Source organism: Arthrobacter sp. zg-Y179 (assembly GCF_020907345.1).
GTDB classification, from domain to species: domain Bacteria; phylum Actinomycetota; class Actinomycetes; order Actinomycetales; family Micrococcaceae; genus Arthrobacter_B; species Arthrobacter_B jinronghuae.
Genome location: NZ_JAJJOB010000006.1, coordinates 1 through 17,318 on the forward strand (window position 1 = coordinate 1; position 17,318 = coordinate 17,318).

General features: G+C 61.7%; 14 protein-coding genes, 2 tRNA genes and 1 rRNA gene. 12 read left to right on the forward strand and 5 right to left on the reverse strand.

The features are described 5' to 3' along the window. Positions 1 to 331: 331 nt before the first annotated feature. The 8 genes from rrf to LOC56_RS06760 all read left to right on the forward strand — a co-directional run bounded on the left by rrf (position 332) and on the right by LOC56_RS06760 (position 5,296). Positions 332 to 448 (forward strand): 5S ribosomal RNA (gene rrf, locus LOC56_RS06725). 84 nt (positions 449 to 532) lie between these two features. Then, on the forward strand, positions 533 to 1,282 hold the full coding sequence (locus LOC56_RS06730; RefSeq protein ID WP_229951540.1) for a DUF1648 domain-containing protein: 750 nt from the start codon (positions 533 to 535) through the stop codon (positions 1,280 to 1,282). Between the two features lie 45 nt (positions 1,283 to 1,327). Further along, a complete protein-coding gene (locus tag LOC56_RS06735) occupies positions 1,328 to 2,101 on the forward strand; it encodes a fumarylacetoacetate hydrolase family protein (RefSeq protein ID WP_227923562.1) in 774 nt (257 codons plus the stop codon). A 41-nt stretch (positions 2,102 to 2,142) separates the two neighbouring features. Continuing rightward, positions 2,143 to 2,703: a hypothetical protein gene (locus tag LOC56_RS06740; protein ID WP_229951541.1), complete on the forward strand. Its 561-nt coding sequence runs from the start codon at positions 2,143 to 2,145 to the stop codon at positions 2,701 to 2,703. A gap of 39 nt (positions 2,704 to 2,742) precedes the next feature. Then, entirely contained in the window at positions 2,743 to 4,260 is a 1,518-nt protein-coding gene (gltX, locus tag LOC56_RS06745; protein WP_229951542.1) for a glutamate--tRNA ligase, read from the forward strand. A gap of 10 nt (positions 4,261 to 4,270) precedes the next feature. Then, positions 4,271 to 4,996, forward strand: a complete 726-nt coding sequence (locus LOC56_RS06750; protein WP_229951543.1) for an HAD family hydrolase — start codon at positions 4,271 to 4,273, stop codon at positions 4,994 to 4,996. Between the two features lie 112 nt (positions 4,997 to 5,108). Continuing rightward, a tRNA-Gln gene (locus LOC56_RS06755) sits at positions 5,109 to 5,180 on the forward strand. Positions 5,181 to 5,223: 43 nt separating this feature from the next. Next, positions 5,224 to 5,296 (forward strand) — tRNA-Glu (locus tag LOC56_RS06760). A 740-nt stretch (positions 5,297 to 6,036) separates the two neighbouring features. On the opposite strand, the gene LOC56_RS06765 is transcribed toward LOC56_RS06760, so the two are convergent. Genes LOC56_RS06765 through LOC56_RS06775 form a run of 3 tightly spaced genes read right to left on the reverse strand, consistent with a single transcriptional unit; the run spans position 6,037 to position 10,118 of the window. Further along, positions 6,037 to 7,296 carry a nucleotide sugar dehydrogenase gene (locus LOC56_RS06765; protein WP_229951544.1) on the reverse strand — a complete coding sequence of 420 codons (1,260 nt, stop codon included), beginning with the start codon at positions 7,294 to 7,296 and terminating at the stop codon, positions 6,037 to 6,039. A gap of 42 nt (positions 7,297 to 7,338) precedes the next feature. After that, positions 7,339 to 7,989, reverse strand: a complete 651-nt coding sequence (locus LOC56_RS06770) for a hypothetical protein (RefSeq protein WP_229951545.1) — start codon at positions 7,987 to 7,989, stop codon at positions 7,339 to 7,341. Further along, positions 7,986 to 10,118 carry a glycosyltransferase family 2 protein gene (locus LOC56_RS06775; RefSeq protein WP_229951546.1) on the reverse strand — a complete coding sequence of 711 codons (2,133 nt, stop codon included), beginning with the start codon at positions 10,116 to 10,118 and terminating at the stop codon, positions 7,986 to 7,988. Before LOC56_RS06775 ends, LOC56_RS06770 begins: the two co-directional genes overlap by 4 nt. 1,173 nt (positions 10,119 to 11,291) lie before the next feature. On the opposite strand from LOC56_RS06775, the gene thiL reads away from it, so the two are divergent. Then, complete coding sequence (gene thiL / locus LOC56_RS06780) at positions 11,292 to 12,302, forward strand: thiamine-phosphate kinase (protein ID WP_229951547.1); 1,011 nt, start codon at positions 11,292 to 11,294, stop codon at positions 12,300 to 12,302. A gap of 24 nt (positions 12,303 to 12,326) precedes the next feature. Here the strand turns inward: thiL and LOC56_RS06785 are convergent, their stop codons facing one another. Beyond that, on the reverse strand, positions 12,327 to 12,755 hold the full coding sequence (locus LOC56_RS06785) for a potassium channel family protein (protein WP_229951548.1): 429 nt from the start codon (positions 12,753 to 12,755) through the stop codon (positions 12,327 to 12,329). A gap of 47 nt (positions 12,756 to 12,802) precedes the next feature. Next, entirely contained in the window at positions 12,803 to 13,522 is a 720-nt protein-coding gene (locus LOC56_RS06790; protein WP_227923577.1) for an IclR family transcriptional regulator, read from the reverse strand. Between the two features lie 113 nt (positions 13,523 to 13,635). On the opposite strand from LOC56_RS06790, the gene leuC reads away from it, so the two are divergent. From leuC to murA, 3 genes are all read left to right on the forward strand, one after another. Next, on the forward strand, positions 13,636 to 15,087 hold the full coding sequence (gene leuC / locus LOC56_RS06795; RefSeq protein ID WP_229951549.1) for a 3-isopropylmalate dehydratase large subunit: 1,452 nt from the start codon (positions 13,636 to 13,638) through the stop codon (positions 15,085 to 15,087). Positions 15,088 to 15,097: 10 nt separating this feature from the next. Further along, positions 15,098 to 15,697, forward strand: coding sequence for a 3-isopropylmalate dehydratase small subunit (gene leuD / locus LOC56_RS06800; RefSeq protein WP_229951550.1), 600 nt, complete (start codon positions 15,098 to 15,100; stop codon positions 15,695 to 15,697). Between the two features lie 274 nt (positions 15,698 to 15,971). Further along, positions 15,972 to 17,312 (forward strand): UDP-N-acetylglucosamine 1-carboxyvinyltransferase, encoded by a 1,341-nt coding sequence (gene murA / locus LOC56_RS06805; RefSeq protein WP_229951551.1) that lies wholly within the window; start codon positions 15,972 to 15,974, stop codon positions 17,310 to 17,312. Positions 17,313 to 17,318: the final 6 nt, after the last annotated feature.

The window sequence follows — 17,318 nt, forward strand, 5'->3', positions numbered from 1 at the left end:
CCGGATGTGGAAGCGGGGACTAAAGACCCGTGAAGCTGACCGGTACTAATAGGCCGATAACTTACACCACACCAGCACCTGGACGGACACGACTTCAAACGGTCCGTCAAAGTATAAAGGGTGTTGTAGATCATGCTGCTTGCGTCCACTATGTGGTTCCCGGACAACAACACTGTTGTTGCGCCTGGAACACGAACCCACTATGCCTCCTTGTCCAGGGGGCGGGTTCACCAATATTTACCGCACTGCCGGCACCCCTTTGGGGTTTCGGGACGTGTTGTAACCATTGTTTTCCCCTTCCACCCTTTGGGGTGGGTGCGGGTAGAAGGGTTACGGCGGTCATAGCGTGGGGGAAACGCCCGGTCCCATTCCGAACCCGGAAGCTAAGACCCACAGCGCCGATGGTACTGCATCCGGGAGGATGTGGGAGAGTAGGTCACCGCCGGACAATATTTAGTACAGAGGGTCAGGTCCCGCACCATTCGTGCGGGACCTGATCTGTTTAACCGGCAGATGCGGATAGGGTAAATGTATGGAATCCAGAGTGGAGACAAAAATCACCAGCGGGCGCGGTATTCTCTGGCTGACCCATTTCGCTGCAGTGCTTGTTCTGGCGTCCTGTTTTGCCTATGGAACCACGATTTACGATTCCTTGCCGGAAACCATTCCGACCCACTGGGGCGCCGGTGGCCGCCCGGATGCCTGGGAGGCCAAATCCTTCGGGACCGCCTTCCTCCCTCTGCTGATGGGTGCCGGTACCAGTGCACTCCTGGCCTTGGTGGCCGCCGTCGTACCCGCCATGGTTCCCCCTGAAAAGGATCCGTCGCCCTGGGAGCTGTATCGGCGCGAGGGAATGATCCGCGGCACGGTTGTTGCCCTGGGTGGGACTTCTGTCCTGATAGCGGCGCTGATCGGCGCGCTCACGGTTGCCGGCTGGCGGAGCCCGGACCATGTATCCGGCGGGCCGGCCCTCGTGATGATTCCCCTGATCCTTGGCTTCTTGGTCCTTTCCTATACGGCTGCCGCCCGCTGGGCGCGGCGGACGGCTGAGCGGCACGGTGCCCGCCCCACAGAGGAGGAAGAGGAGGAGGAGAAGCGGTGGGTCGGCGGCATCCTCTACAACGACCCGAATGATCCCCACATCCTGGTACCCAAGCGCAGCGGGTCCGGCACCGGCTTGACGGTGAATGTCGGCAACCGCAGGGGGCGCACCGCCGTCGTGGTGTTCCTGGTGGTCTTTGTTGTCCTTCCTGCTGTGTTCGGAGTCTTTCTGGCCCTCTAGGCACTGCCTGCCGGCTTGGTCCGTTTCTCCACTAGGCTTGTACCCATGCGTATTGCTCGATTTGTACAGGACAGCGACCCCGCCTTCGGCGTGGTCGGCGGAGAAGAAGGCAGCGAAGAAATCGCCGTCATTAAGGGTGACCCGTTCTTTTCGGGCGTCCAGCTGACAGGGGAGCGGCACAAGCTGGAAGACGTGCGCCTGCTGGCCCCGATCATCCCGCGAAGCAAGGTGGTCGGCATCGGCCGCAACTACGCGGACCACGCCAGCGAAATGGGTAACGACGTGCCGCCGGCCCCGTTGATGTTCCTCAAGCCCAACACCTCGGTCATCGGCCCCAACGATCCCGTGGTGCTGCCGTCCTTCTCCGACGAGGTTTCCTACGAAGCCGAACTCGCCGTCGTCATCGGACGCATCTGCAAGGATGTCCCGATTGAACGCGTAGACGAAGTCATCTTCGGATACACCTGCGCCAACGACCTCACCGCCCGCGATGCCCAGCGCACCGACGACCAGTGGGCCCGGGCCAAGGGCTTTGACACCTCCTGCCCGCTGGGCCCGTGGATCGAAACAGAGCTGGATCCCGAGAACACCGCGGTCCGTGGTTACCTCAACGGTGAACTGGTCCAGGACGGCAACACCAACTCGATGATCTGGGGCGTCAAGGAACTGGTTTCCTACGTCTCGCAGGCCTTCACCCTGCTGCCGGGCGACGTCATCCTCACCGGCACCCCCGCCGGTGTCGGCATCATCAGCGACGGCGAACGCTTCGAGGTCGATATCGAAGGCATCGGCCGGCTGGTCAACACCGTCCGCAGCTGATGTCCCGCGGAGCGGCCCGGGAGTCCGGCCGGAGTACAGCCATGTCTGCGCTGATCTGGTCCCTGATCCTCCTGGCCGCTCCGTTTCTCGGCTCCCCACCCGCTGCCGCCCTGCCGTGGGGCACAGGTGCAGCGCTGCTGATGGGTGTTTTCCCGGCTGTCCTGGTCACCTACCTGCAGCGGAACAATGACCTCCGCCGCCTGCCGCCGTCGTCCCTGCCGCCAACAGTGCTGGGTGCGGCGGCGCTGGCGTTTATGTTCCAGCGGCTCATCCTCTGGCTGGACGGGCCGCTGCCGCTCTCAGCGGCGGTCTTCGGCCTGCTGGCTGCCGCCGTCGTGCTGCTGGTCGCAAATGCGTTCACGTCCTGGTCCTGGCTGGACCTCACCCTGGGGGCGGGCATCGTGATCCTCGGTTCGACGGCGTTCCTGCTGTTCCCCGGACTGCCGGGAACCATGGCAGGTGTCGTTCTTGCCGGCGCGCTGGCACTTTCCCTTACTGCCCGGCTGCGGCAGGGACGCCCGGCAAGACATCTCGCGGCCGCGGCCGCCGGAGCGGTGGCCGGCGGGGGAGTCTTCCTCTGGCTGCTCTCCTACGCACAATAAGGCGGCAACCGGGCGGAAGAGTCTAAACTGGGAAACATCATGACTAACGCTCCCACTCCCTTAGCTGACCTTCCCACCGTTACCGATGACACGCCCGTACGCGTGCGCTTCTGCCCGTCTCCCACGGGCACCCCGCACGTCGGCCTCATCCGGACCGCCCTTTTCAACTGGGCCTATGCCAAGCACACCAAGGGCACCATGGTGTTCCGCATCGAAGATACCGACACTGCACGCGACAGCGAGGAGAGCTACCTCCAGCTCCTCGACGCGCTGAAGTGGCTTGGCATCACGTGGGATGAAGGCGTGGAAGTGGGCGGGCCGCACGAACCGTACCGCCAGTCCCAGCGCGGCGAGATCTACCAGGACGTCATCGCGAAGCTGCGCGAGGCCGGCTACGTCTACGAGTCCTACTCCACCCCGGAGGAAATCGAAGCGCGCCACCGCGCCGCCGGACGCGACATCAAGCTCGGCTATGACAACTATGACCGCGACCTGACCCCGGAACAGATCGAAGCCTTCCGGGCCGAAGGCCGTTCACCCGTGCTGCGTGTCCGGATGCCGGATGAAGACATCACCTTCACTGACCTGGTCCGCGGCGAGATCACCTTCAAGGCCGGAACCGTTCCCGACTTCGTAGTGGTCCGGGCCAACGGCGCACCGCTCTACACGCTGGTCAACCCGGTTGACGACGCCCTCATGGGGATCACCCACATCCTGCGCGGCGAGGACCTGCTCTCCTCCACCCCGCGCCAGGTTGCGCTTTACCGCGCCCTGATCGACGTCGGCGTCGCCAAGTACATGCCCCTGTTCGGTCACCTTCCGTACGTCATGGGTGCCGGCAACAAAAAGCTGTCCAAGCGCGATCCGGAGTCCAGCCTCTTCCTGCACCGGGAACGCGGCTTCATCCCCGAAGGCCTGCTGAACTACCTGTCCCTGCTGGGCTGGTCGCTGTCCGCAGACGAGGACATCTTCACCGTCGACCAGCTCGTGGAAAACTTCGACATCCACAACGTGCTGGCCAACCCTGCCCGCTTCGACCTGAAGAAGGCCGAGGCCATCAACGGCACCCACGTACGCATGCTCGAGGCCGAAGACTTCCGCAACCGGCTGGTTCCTTACCTGCAGCAGGCCGGTCTGGTAGGGGAGACCCTTACGCCGCGTGAAGAGGAAATCCTGACCGAAGCCGCACCCCTGGTACAGGAGCGCATCACCCTGCTGGGTGAGGCTCCGGACATGCTCGGCTTCCTGTTCAAGGCCGACGACGCCGTCGACGTTGCCGATGACGCCCGCAAGGGCCTGCCCGCGAACCTGGGCGAGGTCCTCGATGCCGCCCTGGCGGCTCTCGAGTCCGTGTCCGACTGGACCGCGGAGAACATCCAGGCAGCGCTGCGCCAGGCACTGGTGGAAGACATGGGTATCAAGCCTCGGCTGGCCTTCGGTCCGGTGCGCACTGCGGTCTCCGGACGCCGGATTTCGCCGCCGCTGTTCGAGTCCATGGTCATCCTTGGCCGGGAATCCTCGCTCGCACGGATCCGCGCGTTCCGCGCCGCAGCCTAGGAACACCGAAATGGGCAGGTTCATCGATGCGGTTCTATTCGACATTGACGAGACCCTCATCGATCTGCAGGCCGCCATGGGCAGCACGCTGCAGGCGGTCAGCGTCGATGACCTGACCCATTTCACGGCGGCGGACTGGGAGGCCTATACCTCCCTGTTCGCCGCCGACCCGCAGGGGCACTACAACGCTTACCTGGCCGGGCGGCTGGGCTTTGCCGACCAGCGGGTACTGCGCCTGCAGCACGCCCGCGAACAGGCGGGGCTTGCACCCCTGGACAGCGATGCGGCCCGGGCATGGAACCAGGCCTATGAACAAGCCCTGCCGCAGTACTTCCGCGCCTTTGACGACGTCGTTCCCCTTCTCGATGCCTTGGAAGCCCGCGGCATTGCGTACGGGGCAGTCAGCAACAACGTGCACGACTACCAGCGGGCCAAGCTGGACGCCGCCGGACTGCAGCGCATCAAGGTCCTGGTCGGGATCGACACCGTCGGTGCCGCCAAACCGGAACCGGCAATCTTCCATGAAGGAGTACGCCTCCTCGCCAGCAGACCGGAACGGGCTGCCTACGTGGGGGACAACCTGCAGGTGGACGCCGTGGGAGCGGCAGCCGCCGGCCTGCTGGGCGTCTGGCTCGACCGCATAGGCAATCCTTCCCCTGTGCGCGTCGACGGAGCAGCAGTGCCTTCGGGGGTCCCCACAATCGGGTCCCTCGGCGAGCTGCTCGAGCTGGTCTGAAGCGGCTGTCGGGCCCGTTTTGTACTTGGCCCGAAACCCGTGTATAGTTATATCTCGTGCTGAGGGGTTGCAGCCGAGGATAAGTCCTCGAGAAGCAGCCAGGAAAGTGCATTGGGATATGGTGTAATTGGCAACACATCGGTTTCTGGTACCGACATTCTAGGTTCGAGTCCTGGTATCCCAGCGGTAATAGGGTAGAGAATATTCGACTTTGTTTCCAACACTAGGGCCCCATCGTATAGCGGCCTAGTACGCTGCCCTCTCACGGCGGTAACGCGGGTTCGAATCCCGCTGGGGTCACATATAAAAGCCGGTCCCGGACATTGTCCGGGACCGGCTTTTCTTATCTGTTAGTACGCAAATGCGCGGTGGTGCTCTCGGATGGCGTTTACGTCGCTCCGCAGGAGGTTTCAGTTGCTGACCGGCTACAGCTAAGAGATGGGCCGACAGATACCCGTTCCCGGGGGAGCATCGGGAATGGGTATTTTTCCTCACGGCCGCTTTTTGTGCCCGCGTCATACACCCGTGAGCACCGAACGACGGGTCGTCGCGTTACGCTTCACCCGCCGGGGACCGCACCGCATCGCCTACCAGCTGCACCTGGCCCGGTCCAGCGGATTGCCCAGTCGAAGGCCCGGCGGGCCTACTCCGAGATACTCACCGATTAGAAAAAGGAGACCGCCGCCGTTTTCCGGCAGTGCGCCCCGGAAGTTCTTCGACGGCCACGGCACACCGTGTTTCGGGTGCTCGGCGGACAACGGGTCCTGCTATGGTTCCCAGGCCTTCACGCTAGCTCTTGGGCCGGGGATCAAAGAAAATTTTCCCACCCGTACCGGCCGCGTACCAACGGGAATGGGTGCGATTCAACCGCACGCTGGACATGGAACAGGCGTACGCGAAACCCAATAGGAATAGGAGCGAAGAAGCCAGGATCGCTGATCACGATTCCTGGCTTCATCACTACAACCGTCACCGATCCCATACCGGGATCGAGGCCTCTCACTTACGGAACACGTCAACAACGCCCGCGAGAGTTATATCTAGAGCCGTGAACCGCGATCCTCCGCAACAGTTCCACGCGTATCCAGGAAAATTTTGCTCAACCCGGCCAGATGGTCTACTTCATATTCTGAGTGGCTCTGAAGAAGGACCACGGCGTCTGCCTCTGCCGCTGCCCGCTCGAGGTCGGTGATGCACTTCTTTTCAGTATTAGGGGCCAACCAGTTCGCCACGTATGGGTCGTGATAGTCAACTTGTGCGCCCTGTGATTCGAGCAGGTCCGCAATTTCAGACGCCGGCGACTCGCGTTGGTCGGCTATATCAGCTTTGTAGGTGACACCTAAGAGCAGAATCTGCGAGCCATTGAGACTCTTTTTCTCCATATTTAGAAGACTCTGCACTCTTCGAGCCACGTAGCCGGGCATGGAGTTATTGATCTCTTCGGCCAGCTCCACAAATCGGAACGGGTAGTTAAGTGTCTTGCGGACTTCAAAGCTTAGATAATTGGGATCGATGGGGATGCAATGTCCGCCGACACCCGGACCAGGATAGAAAGCTTGGAATCCAAAGGGCTTGGTTTTTGCAGCCCGGATAACGTCCCACAGATCAATACCCAGCTCATGACAGAATTTTGACATCTCGTTCACAAGAGCGATGTTCACGTGTCGGTAGGTGTTTTCTAGGAGCTTTGCTGTTTCGGCTTCCTTGGCACCCTTGGTGGCAATAACTATATCCACGAAGCGTTCATAAAAGGTACGCGCCCGAGCGGTAGACGAAGGGGTAAGTCCTCCTACCACTTTCGGCGTGTTCTTGAGACCGTAAATCTTATTTCCTGGATCGATGCGTTCAGGCGAGAAGGCAAGGAAATAATCCGCATCGAATTCCAAACCGCTGGATGCGAGAATAGGCAGCAGAACATCTTCCGTCGTGCCTGGATACGTGGTGGACTCAAGGACAACCAACGTGTCCGAAGTTAGATGACGGGCTATGCTTTCCGTTGCGGATACGACCGCCCCCAGATCGGGGGCTCCAGCGTCACCCAGCGGTGTGGGGACGCAGATCACAATGGTGCGCGCATCAGCGAGGACTGTCTCGTCTGACGTTGCTTGATAGCCCGCGGCAATCATCCCAGCGATATCTTGGTCACTGACGTCATCGATATGCGAGACACCACTATTGAGAAGTTCTACGGTCCCGGCACTGGGGTCATAGCCAGCGACTTTGAGACCTGAATTTGCTGCTTCGCGGGCGAGGGGAAGGCCAACATAGCCTTGACCCATAACGACTACATCGAACGGCACGGGGCAATACCTAATTCCTGTTATTGAGGGTGATTCAAGTCTTTATTCGGTGAAATGCAGCTGCAGCCCGCAGGCATGGAGCAGTCTGGCAACGTTGTTCAGTTTCGGAGTGCGGGGTATTCCGGCGGGGAGCTTGATGATTCCGACGTCCAGATCCTCAGCCAGGAGCAGAGCCTGCGCCACATAAGGAAGAATCCGTACGTCGGCGGGGGCATCATAAGGAATGACTAGACCTGCATTTGTTGGAACCTGAAGTATTTCATCGGAGAACGATGACAGATAGGCATCCGACATCGGAACCATTCGAAGCTCAAATTCCCTGGGGCAAGCGAAACCATGCCATTGCAGGTCTACTGTATCCTCACCGTCCACGTTGAGCTTGAACATGTTAGTTCCATACGTGATTGCTCGTGGTGTGTAATCTACCGTTGGAATCGCTACTGATGCCGGCGCCAGCATCGAAATTGCTGCGTCGGCCAATTCTGCGGATACCGGTGACATCAGGTTGATCGCCCCGCCGGCATAATGGCCGAAAGAAAGGATGCAACTCACGGCCAGCCGATCGTTGGCTACGAGCCGAGGTATGTGATCCATGGCAAGAACCTGAACCGACGGAAACGCGTCATAGTTCTCAGGACTGGCAATGACGGTACAGAAGCCATCGTCGGACTCTCGTTCCCAAGTAAATTTCATGCGTTCGTGCTTTCTAGCTGGCGCAGCATGCTGCGCGGATCGAGTTCCGTATCCATATACCTGGCGGTCACAGAAGGGTGCAGTTTACCTAGGGTCCCTCGCAGGTCCTCAGACAGATCATCCGGGGTGTAGAGATACGCATGGGTTTTCAAAGCGGACTCTTCGCCGTCCGTGGCGGTGTAAGCAGCCACGATGTCCTTCCCTAGGCGGGGGAGCGATTCTGCTGGTCCGGAAAGTACGAGCAATCCAGCCTCGTGGGGCAGTGTGGTGAGGAAACGCAGCAAGTGCGAATCTAGATACGTTTCTACGCCCGACCTAGTACTAGCTTGCGGGGTTTCGACCTCGGCCCCGTCGGTTGGCCAGGAAGAAAGGTCGAAGCCCACGCCTGCAGAGGTAAGGGAAGCTAAATCCACCCATCGCGCGTCCCGGAGTTCCCCGTATGACGCCAGAACTGCTCCGCTGATGTCATCGGTGAGGGTCACAGCGGTGAAGCGCGGATCGTCCATGTATCTTCCAGGGAGGAGGATCATGTGTTCAGGAGGTATACGCAGCGTCCGCTTGGTCAAATGATCCGGCAAATAGGGCTGGATAAGTGCTTGCGGATTATCGGCGCCGGCGATTTCAACAGGGACACTGTCCTTCATGCGTTCCCGGATCGCCTTTTGTTTGCCAGGACGAATGCTTCGAAGTGCAAGGCTGGACGAAACGCGTGCCGACGACTTCTGTACGGTGGAGTCAGCCGCAGTGACCTGGCGATCATGTAGTCGCCGGATGAGATGGAAGTGGCCTGTATGTGCCAGCTTGACACCAGACCGTGCTAACCGTAGTGCCAAATTATAATCCGAACCGCTTCGTAGGCGCTCGTCATAACCGATTTGCTGTATCAGTGCTGTTTTTAGCATCAGGGTTGCATGGGCATAGACCTTGCTGCTGAATAGCAACGCAGACAGCGAGAACTCCTTGCCTGCATTCGCCATGCAGTCGTTGGCATCCCTGTTTTGGAAGTCGATCCAGCCCCCATATGTCCCGCTTATACCTCCAGCCAGAGCCTGGAAGTGGTTCTCGATCCGGTCCGGAAACATGATGTCGTCGTCGTCGTGAATTACGGTATAGGGAGAGAGGGAAACCGAAGCGGCAAAATTCCTAGCTGCTGCGATCCCAGCTGGCTTACGTTTAAAGTATCGTACTCGAACGTCATCTATGTTCTGCACGACCGATTCAGTGTCGTCAGTGGAGCCGTCGTCGATAACAAGGACTTCAATATCTTCGACCGTCTGGTTCAATACGGAATAGATACTCTCCGGTATATACTCGGCACGATTTCTAGTGCTTATCACCACTGAGGCTAGGGGTGGGGCGTCGTGCGGTTGGTGTGTCCAGCGTTTAGTGTTGCGAACGACTGATTTATCGTTGAGGAAGATGTCCCTATTGAATTTGATGGCAGCAACGCCTTCAGGTGACTGACTCACATCCTGTCGGCTGGACGGATGCCACATGTGGTACATCCGCACCCGGGGGTCTTCGAGCCAACTCAGTCGAGTACCGAACCATCGAACGCGCTGGGCAAAGTCCATGTCTTCGCCCCCGTAGATCTCCATGCGCTCATCAAATCCGCGAATCCCCAGGTAAGTTTCCCGGCTGACGGCCATCATGCCGCCCATGCCCCACCTGGGGCGAAGGGTCGAGGCATCTGAATAGTGCTGCCATTGGAAGTTCGATGGGTCTATTGCTGCGGCATGAAAACGTTCAGGAAGGTCACGGCATTGAAGAACGAGCGCTTCGGAACTATTTTGAAGAATCCGCTCCCCAATGATTGCCATCGATTCAGGTGTGAACAACATATCGGCATCGGTAGATACAAGAACTCGCCCGGTCGACTGCGCGAATCCGGCGTTGAGTGCCCTGGAACGCGACCAAACACCGTTTGTCGACGTATATACATATTTAGCGCCAAGAGCTTCAACGTGTTCCTGTAACGAAGAAGGCAGTTCCGAACCGTAATCCGAAACGATAACTTCACCCTTAAGCGGGCCGAAGGACTGCATAATGGATCGTATGGAAAGGAGTAACCGTTCCATGCCCCAATCCTTAAAGCCAATGACTACAGATATGTCAGCGGGGCTGCTCATGTAATTATCCTTTTGATTCATTACGCGGGGCTGCCAACTGGCCACACGAGATTTACCGAACGTGCCGAATGGGTTTCTAGCCGGCCAATATTTGTCAGGAAAACGAGCGCACCAAACTGGTCAGTCCTGATTGGCGTGCGAGTAAAGATGGGTACGTAGTCGATACGCAATGACGCGATTCGTTTACGTAATGCCAATTTTGGGAGGGGCATGAGGCCCAAGGCTGGGGTGTCGGATACGTATGCGAATACAGAATCAAGGTGGGAGGACGTGGATAGGCCCAGCTCGGACGCAGCAACTTCTTGCCCGCTTGCGTCCTTCACCTCGAACGTCCAGACGCCGGAACGTGCTTCTATGGCCGCCCCGAGATTCGTTACACCGCCCTCAAAACTATCGATTGGCGTCTCAAAGGTCAGATTGAAGAGTTCCAATTCATGTTTCCACTTCTACTATCGCGATCCTGACCGCACCGTATAACAAACCTCCGTAATGATATCCCATGCATTGCTCACTCGAGATTCACCGGCGGGTTTTAGGACGCCAACAGCGGAGTTACGGGATTTGAGTATGCGAAGGAGCGTGCGGCGGCGTCCTGGTACCAACTTCAGCTGCTACTGCGCTGGACCCTTGCAGGCATGCGACCGTGTATGCCAGAGGACAATCCTCGAGTTCCGGTTCCACCCGCTTGTTTAGGGGAGCCTTTTTCGGGACACCGGCGGCTGAAACGCATATACCGACGCGTATGCTTTGGCAGCGTCCGTCCTCTGATGTAAGCCGGAATTCTTCGACTAGGTCTGAGCGTTCCGGGGGCGCACCGTTAGCTTGAGGGGAAGCCGGGAGATGACGGAATTCTACGTCTTGGCTACAGGCCGTCCTCCAGCCTAAAACTTCCCTGCCTCCCTACCGTAATGGCGGCGATCAAGGCGTCGTGGCCGAAATCGTCACGTAGCGGGATAACGCAAGGGCGGCGATCTTACGACGCAACCCGGCGGTCTAAATCGCTCCTACGTATGGCGGTGCCGTTGACGTTCACCCCTTACAGAAACAGTCCGTAGTCGGACGCGAATCGGGCTCGTCGAATTCGGTTCCGCGGGGAAGGAGGCACCATTGGGACACTCCTCCGGCGTGCTAATTTCGAAACGGTAGCCGCAAAACAATAACGAGAGGAATCCCGTGCCGCCCGAAGCCCTGACCGTGGACCAGCTAGATGAGAAGGCACTCCTGGCCCGGATCTTTCCCCGGCTGGGGCCGGACACTGCGCTGCTGGGGCCGGGCGACGACGCCGCCGTAATCGCGGCGCCGGACGGCCGGACCGTGATCTCCATCGACACCTTGGTCCAGGATGCAGATTTCCGCCTCCTGTGGCCTTGCGGTTACCGCACCACCGGCTTCGATGTCGGCTGGAAATGCGTTGCCCAGAACGTTTCCGATATCCGTGCCATGGGCGCGGTCCCCACCTCGCTGGTGGTCAGCCTCACCCTCCCGGGCAGTACGGAAGTCGCCTGGGTGGAGGAACTCGCCGCAGGGCTTGCCGGCGGCATTGATTCCCTGGCGTTCGAGCGGTGCTCCGTGGTGGGCGGCGATCTGGGCCGGGGCAACCAGATTGTGGTCACGGCCGCTGTCACCGGTGACCTGGAGGGGAGGGACCCGGTTCTGCGTTCGGGGGCCCGGCCTGGCGATATTATGGCCCACATCGGGTCGCTGGGACTTGCGGCAGGCGGGCTGGCAGTACTCGAAAGCAACGTCGACATGGCGGACCCAGGGGATTCCAAGGACCACGCGCTTGCCGTGCTGGCCATGGCGCAGTGCCGGCCGCGTCCGCCGCGGACCGGGGCCGGGCCCGAGGCAGCGGCTGCGGGCGCCACCGCCATGCTGGACGTCTCCGACGGCCTCGTGCGCGACGCCGGCCGCATCGCCCGCGCCTCGGGGGTGGCCATTGACCTCGACGCCGGCTATCTCTCCGACCGGGCGGAGCTGCTGGCGCCGGCAGCTTCCCGCCTCGGTGCGGATCCGCTGGCCTGGGTGCTGGGCGGGGGAGAGGATCACGGTCTGCTGGCTGCCTTCCCGCCGGACGCGGTCCTGCCCGAGGGCTTTGTGCGCATTGGAGAGGTAACGGACGGCGAGGGGGTTACGTTCGGCGGAGAGGTGCCGCCGGCCATCGGCTGGGACCACTTCGCCGGCTAAGGGCGGGCTGCCGGCACGGCCCGCTCAGGAAGGGGGCTGAATACGCCGGTTGCGGATCCTTTCGGCAAGATCCAGCAGCTGCTCCCGTGACAGGTCCGGCAGGTGCTCCAGCTCCTTGACGAAGTCATCCAGCGCGGTGGTGGCCCGGGCCTTGAGGAGTTCGGTATAGAAGCCCACAATAATACCGGTCATGAGGGCCACCACGAGGATCCCGTACAGGGTCACGACCACCGTGATAATCCGGCCGGCCGGTCCGGTGGCCACATAATCGCCGAAGCCGACGGTCGTGAAGGAAACGAACAGGTACCAGAGGCCGTCGCCGAAATCGCTGAATTCCGGTTCGAGCCGCGGCAGCAGGAAGCTGGCGACCCCCAGGACAATCAGGAAGCCAAAGAAAATGTAGTCGGCGCCGGAGATCCGGATAATGTGCCACAGCACCCGCATCCGCTTCATGGGAACTCCCTTGGGTTTTCGATCCCCAACGGTTTCCCAATATAGGGTTACTCGCCGCTGTTGCGCAGTGCCTCGGTGAGCTGGGCTCCGGCCTTGGCCACCACTTCGGCGTGAACGCGGCCCGGCTGGCGGGTGAGGCGTTCTATCGGCCCGGAAATCGACACGGCGGCAATCACCCGGCCGGACGGCCCGCGCACCGGAGCGGAAACGGAGGCGACGCCGGGTTCGCGTTCGCCCAGGCTCTGGGCCCAGCCGCGGCGTCGGACGCCGGCCAGGACGGTAGGGGTGAAGCGGGCATTCTGCAGGCCCTCGAGCAGCCGGTCATGGTCCTCCCATGCCAGCAGGCACTGGGCGGCGGAACCGGCTTTCATGGACAGCTGGGTGCCCACGGGTATCGTGTCCCGCAGGCCGATGGGCCGCTCGGCGGAGGCGACGCAGACCCGCCACTCACCCTGCCGCCGGAAGACCTGCGAGCTTTCGCCCGTGGCGTCGCGCAGCGACAGCAGCACCGGTCCGGCGGAGGCTATCAAACGGTCCTCACCAGCCGCGGAGGCGAGTTCCACCAGGCGTCCGCCCAGGACAAACCGGCCCTGGATATCGCGGCCGACCAGCCGGTGGTGCACCAGTGCCAGCGCCAGCCGGTGCACCGTGGGGCGCGCGAGTCCCGTCGCGGAAACCAGCTGCGCGAGCGTGGTGGGGCCGGCTTCCAGTGCATCCAGCACCATGGCCGCTTTATCGATGACGCCTACCCCGCTGACTGTGTCCATAAGCTGATACTGCCGTCTCACTATCTGAGATGCAAATCGCAAAGCTGGACCGCCGGCTCTGCCTGCTGGTTCTCTTGAGGAACTACGGATTGAACCAAATGAGGGGTACCGGCATGGGTGAGCATGTGGCAGGCAGGACGCTTGCGCAGAAAGTCTGGGACGAGCACGTTGTCCGCAAAGGGGAGGACGGTGCTCCCGACCTGCTCTACATCGATCTCCACCTCGTCCATGAGGTCACCTCCCCGCAGGCCTTCGAGGGCCTGCGGCTGTCAGGCCGCGGGCTGCGCCGCCCGGACCTGACCATTGCCACCGAGGACCACAACACTCCCACCCTGGCCATCGACAAGCCCATTGCCGACCCGGTGAGCCGCACCCAGATTGAAACGCTGCGGGCCAACTGCGCCGAGTTCGGTGTGCGGCTGCATCCGCTGGGGGATGCCGAGCAGGGCATCGTCCATGTGGTGGGCCCGCAGCTTGGCCTGACCCAGCCCGGACTCACGGTGGTCTGCGGCGACTCCCACACCTCGACACACGGCGCGTTCGGTGCGCTGGCGATGGGTATCGGCACCTCCGAGGTCGAGCACGTGATGGCCACGCAGACACTGTCCCTCAAGCCGTTTCGGACCATGGCGATCAACGTCGAGGGAACCCTGCGGCCCGGTGTTACGTCCAAGGACATCATCCTGGCGGTGATCGCCAAGATCGGCACCGGCGGCGGACAGGGCTACGTGCTGGAATACCGCGGCTCCGCCATCCGCGCACTGTCGATGGAAGCGCGGATGACCATCTGCAACATGTCCATCGAGGCCGGTGCCCGGGCCGGGATGGTCGCCCCGGACGAAACCACCTTCGCCTACCTCAAGCACCGCCCGCACGCACCCCAGGGCCGGGACTGGGACGCCGCCGTCGAGCACTGGAAATCCCTTGCCACGGACGCCGACGCCGAGTTCGACGCCGAGGTTTTCCTGGACGCCGACACCCTGGAGCCGTTCGTCACCTGGGGAACGAACCCCGGACAGGGAGTCTCGCTTTCCGAAGCCGTGCCCGCACCCGAAGATTTCAGCGATGAAAACGCCCGCGCCGCCGCCGAACGCGCGCTGGCCTACATGGACCTGGCCGCCGGCACTCCCATGAAGGACATCCGCGTGGACACCGTCTTCCTGGGCTCCTGCACCAACAGCCGCATCGAGGACCTGCGGATAGCCGCGGATATTATCCGCGGCCGGCAGAAGGACCCCGCAGTCCGGATGATGGTGGTGCCCGGCTCCGCACGGGTGCGCCTTGAGGCCGAGGCGGAGGGACTGGACCGGGTGTTCAAGGACTTCGGTGCCGAATGGCGGTTTGCCGGCTGTTCCATGTGCCTGGGCATGAATCCTGACCAGCTCGAACCGGGGGAGCGCTGCGCCTCCACCTCCAACCGCAACTTCGAGGGCCGGCAGGGCAAGGGCGGACGGACCCACCTGGTGTCCCCGGTGGTGGCAGCAGCCACTGCCGTCCGGGGAACCCTCAGCTCACCCTCGGACCTTGACCCGCTGCCGGGCGCCGTCGTCGGCGCCGCAGCCTAGGAGAACCGTTATGGACAAGATCACCACCCACACCGGCATCGGCGTCCCGCTGCGCCAGAGCGACGTCGACACCGACCAGATCATTCCGGCCGTCTACCTCAAGCGGATTACCCGCACCGGATTCGAGGATGCGCTCTTCGCCGGCTGGCGGAAGAACGAGGACTTCATCCTGAACCGGGAGCCCTACCGCCAGGGCTCCGTGCTGGTTGCCGGACCGGACTTCGGCACCGGATCCTCCCGTGAACATGCCGTCTGGGCCCTGAACGACTACGGCTTCCGGGCCGTGCTCTCCTCCCGCTTCGCTGACATTTTCCGCGGGAACGCCGGCAAGCAGGGCCTCGTCGCGGCCCAGGTTGCGCAGGACGACATCGAGCTGATCTGGAAGGTCCTGGAAAGCTCCCCGGGAACAACAGTCACCGTTGATCTGCAGGCCCGGACGGCGGTCTGCGGCAGCGTCACGGCTCCATTTGAAATTGACGAGTACACCCGCTGGCGTCTGCTGGAAGGACTGGACGACATTGCCCTGACCCTGCGCCATGAGTCCGACATCACTTCGTTCGAGGCCGAGCGTCCCGCGTACAAGCCCACCACGCTCCCTGCCCTGCACTAGGGCGGCTCCGGCGGAGGCACGCCGACCCGGAATGGTCAGCAGGCTTCCGGTTTGCACTCTGGAGGTTTTTCTGCCCCTCTCAGAGCCCCGATATCATTGATAGGCCCCGCTTCGGCGGGGCCTATCCGCTTTCGACTGCGGGCATGACCGGAATCACACCGGTTCCGGCCTGCCGGAGGGCGGCGTTATTTCAGTAAGCAGACCCTTGCTCATATGCTTGAGTGCAGTCTCTTATTGCTTCCGGGGCCAATCTATTTTAAGAAATCAGGTGTTCATGGGTAGCGTCCTCACCATCCGAGGCGGTGTTCCTCTCTCAGGGAAGGTACCGGTCCGCGGGGCGAAAAATCTGGTCCCCAAAGCGATGGTTGCGGCCCTGCTTGGCAACGGCCCGTCCACACTGCGCAACGTTCCTGAAATCAAGGACGTCGAGGTAGTTACGTCCCTGCTTCAGCTGCACGGCGTTGAGGTCACCAAGGACCCGGTCACGGGCGATCTGACCATGGATCCGAAGAACGCCAAGACGGCGGCGTCCAAGGACATCGACGCCCACGCGGGCGATTCCCGCATCCCGATCCTGCTCTGCGGGCCCCTCATGCACAGCCTGGGTGAAGCCTTCATTCCCGACCTCGGCGGCTGCAAAATCGGCGACCGGCCCATCGATTTCCACCTGCAGATGCTGCGCAACTTCGGTGCCGTGGTGGAAAAGCGCCCCGGCGGCATTTCCATTTCCGCGCCCAAGGGCCTCAGCGGTGCCAAGCTGGAACTGCCTTACCCGAGCGTCGGGGCCACCGAACAGGTGCTCCTGACGGCGGTAAAGGCAGTGGGCATCACCGAGCTGCGCGGCGCAGCCGTGGAACCGGAAATCATGGACCTCATTGCCATCCTGCAGAAGATGGGCGCCATCATCTCCGTGCAGACGGACCGGGTGATCCGCATCGAGGGTGTTTCCGAGCTCACCGGGTACAACCACCGGGCGCTTCCGGACCGCAACGAGGCTGCTTCCTGGGCCTCCGCCGCACTCGTCACCAAGGGTGACATTTACGTTGAGGGTGCGGAGCAGAAGGACCTCACCGCCTTCCTGAACACCTACCGCAAGATCGGCGGCGCGTTCGACGTCGACGACGGCGGCATCCGGTTCTACCACCCGGGCGGCGCCCTGAACCCGCTGGTGCTGGAAACCGACGTGCACCCCGGCTTTATGACCGACTGGCAGCAGCCCCTGGTTGTAGCCCTGACGCAGGCCGAGGGCGTGTCCATCGTGCACGAAACCGTGTACGAGAACCGCTTCGGTTTCACCGACGCACTGATCCGGATGGGTGCCAACATCCAGGTACACCGTGAGTGCCTGGGCAGCGTTCCGTGCCGTTTCGGCCAGCGCAACTTCCTGCACTCTGCGGTTATTGCCGGATCCGTGCAGCTGCGCGGTGCCGAGATCGACATCCCGGACCTGCGCGGCGGCTTCAGCCACCTCATTGCGGCGCTGGCTGCCGAGGGCACCTCGCGGGTGACCGGCATCGAGCTGATCAACCGCGGGTACGAGCACTTCCAGGGCAAGCTTGAGGGCCTCGGCGCGGACTTTGACGTCGCTTCCGGCGGATCTGCCGGACTCCGGTAGCCTGAC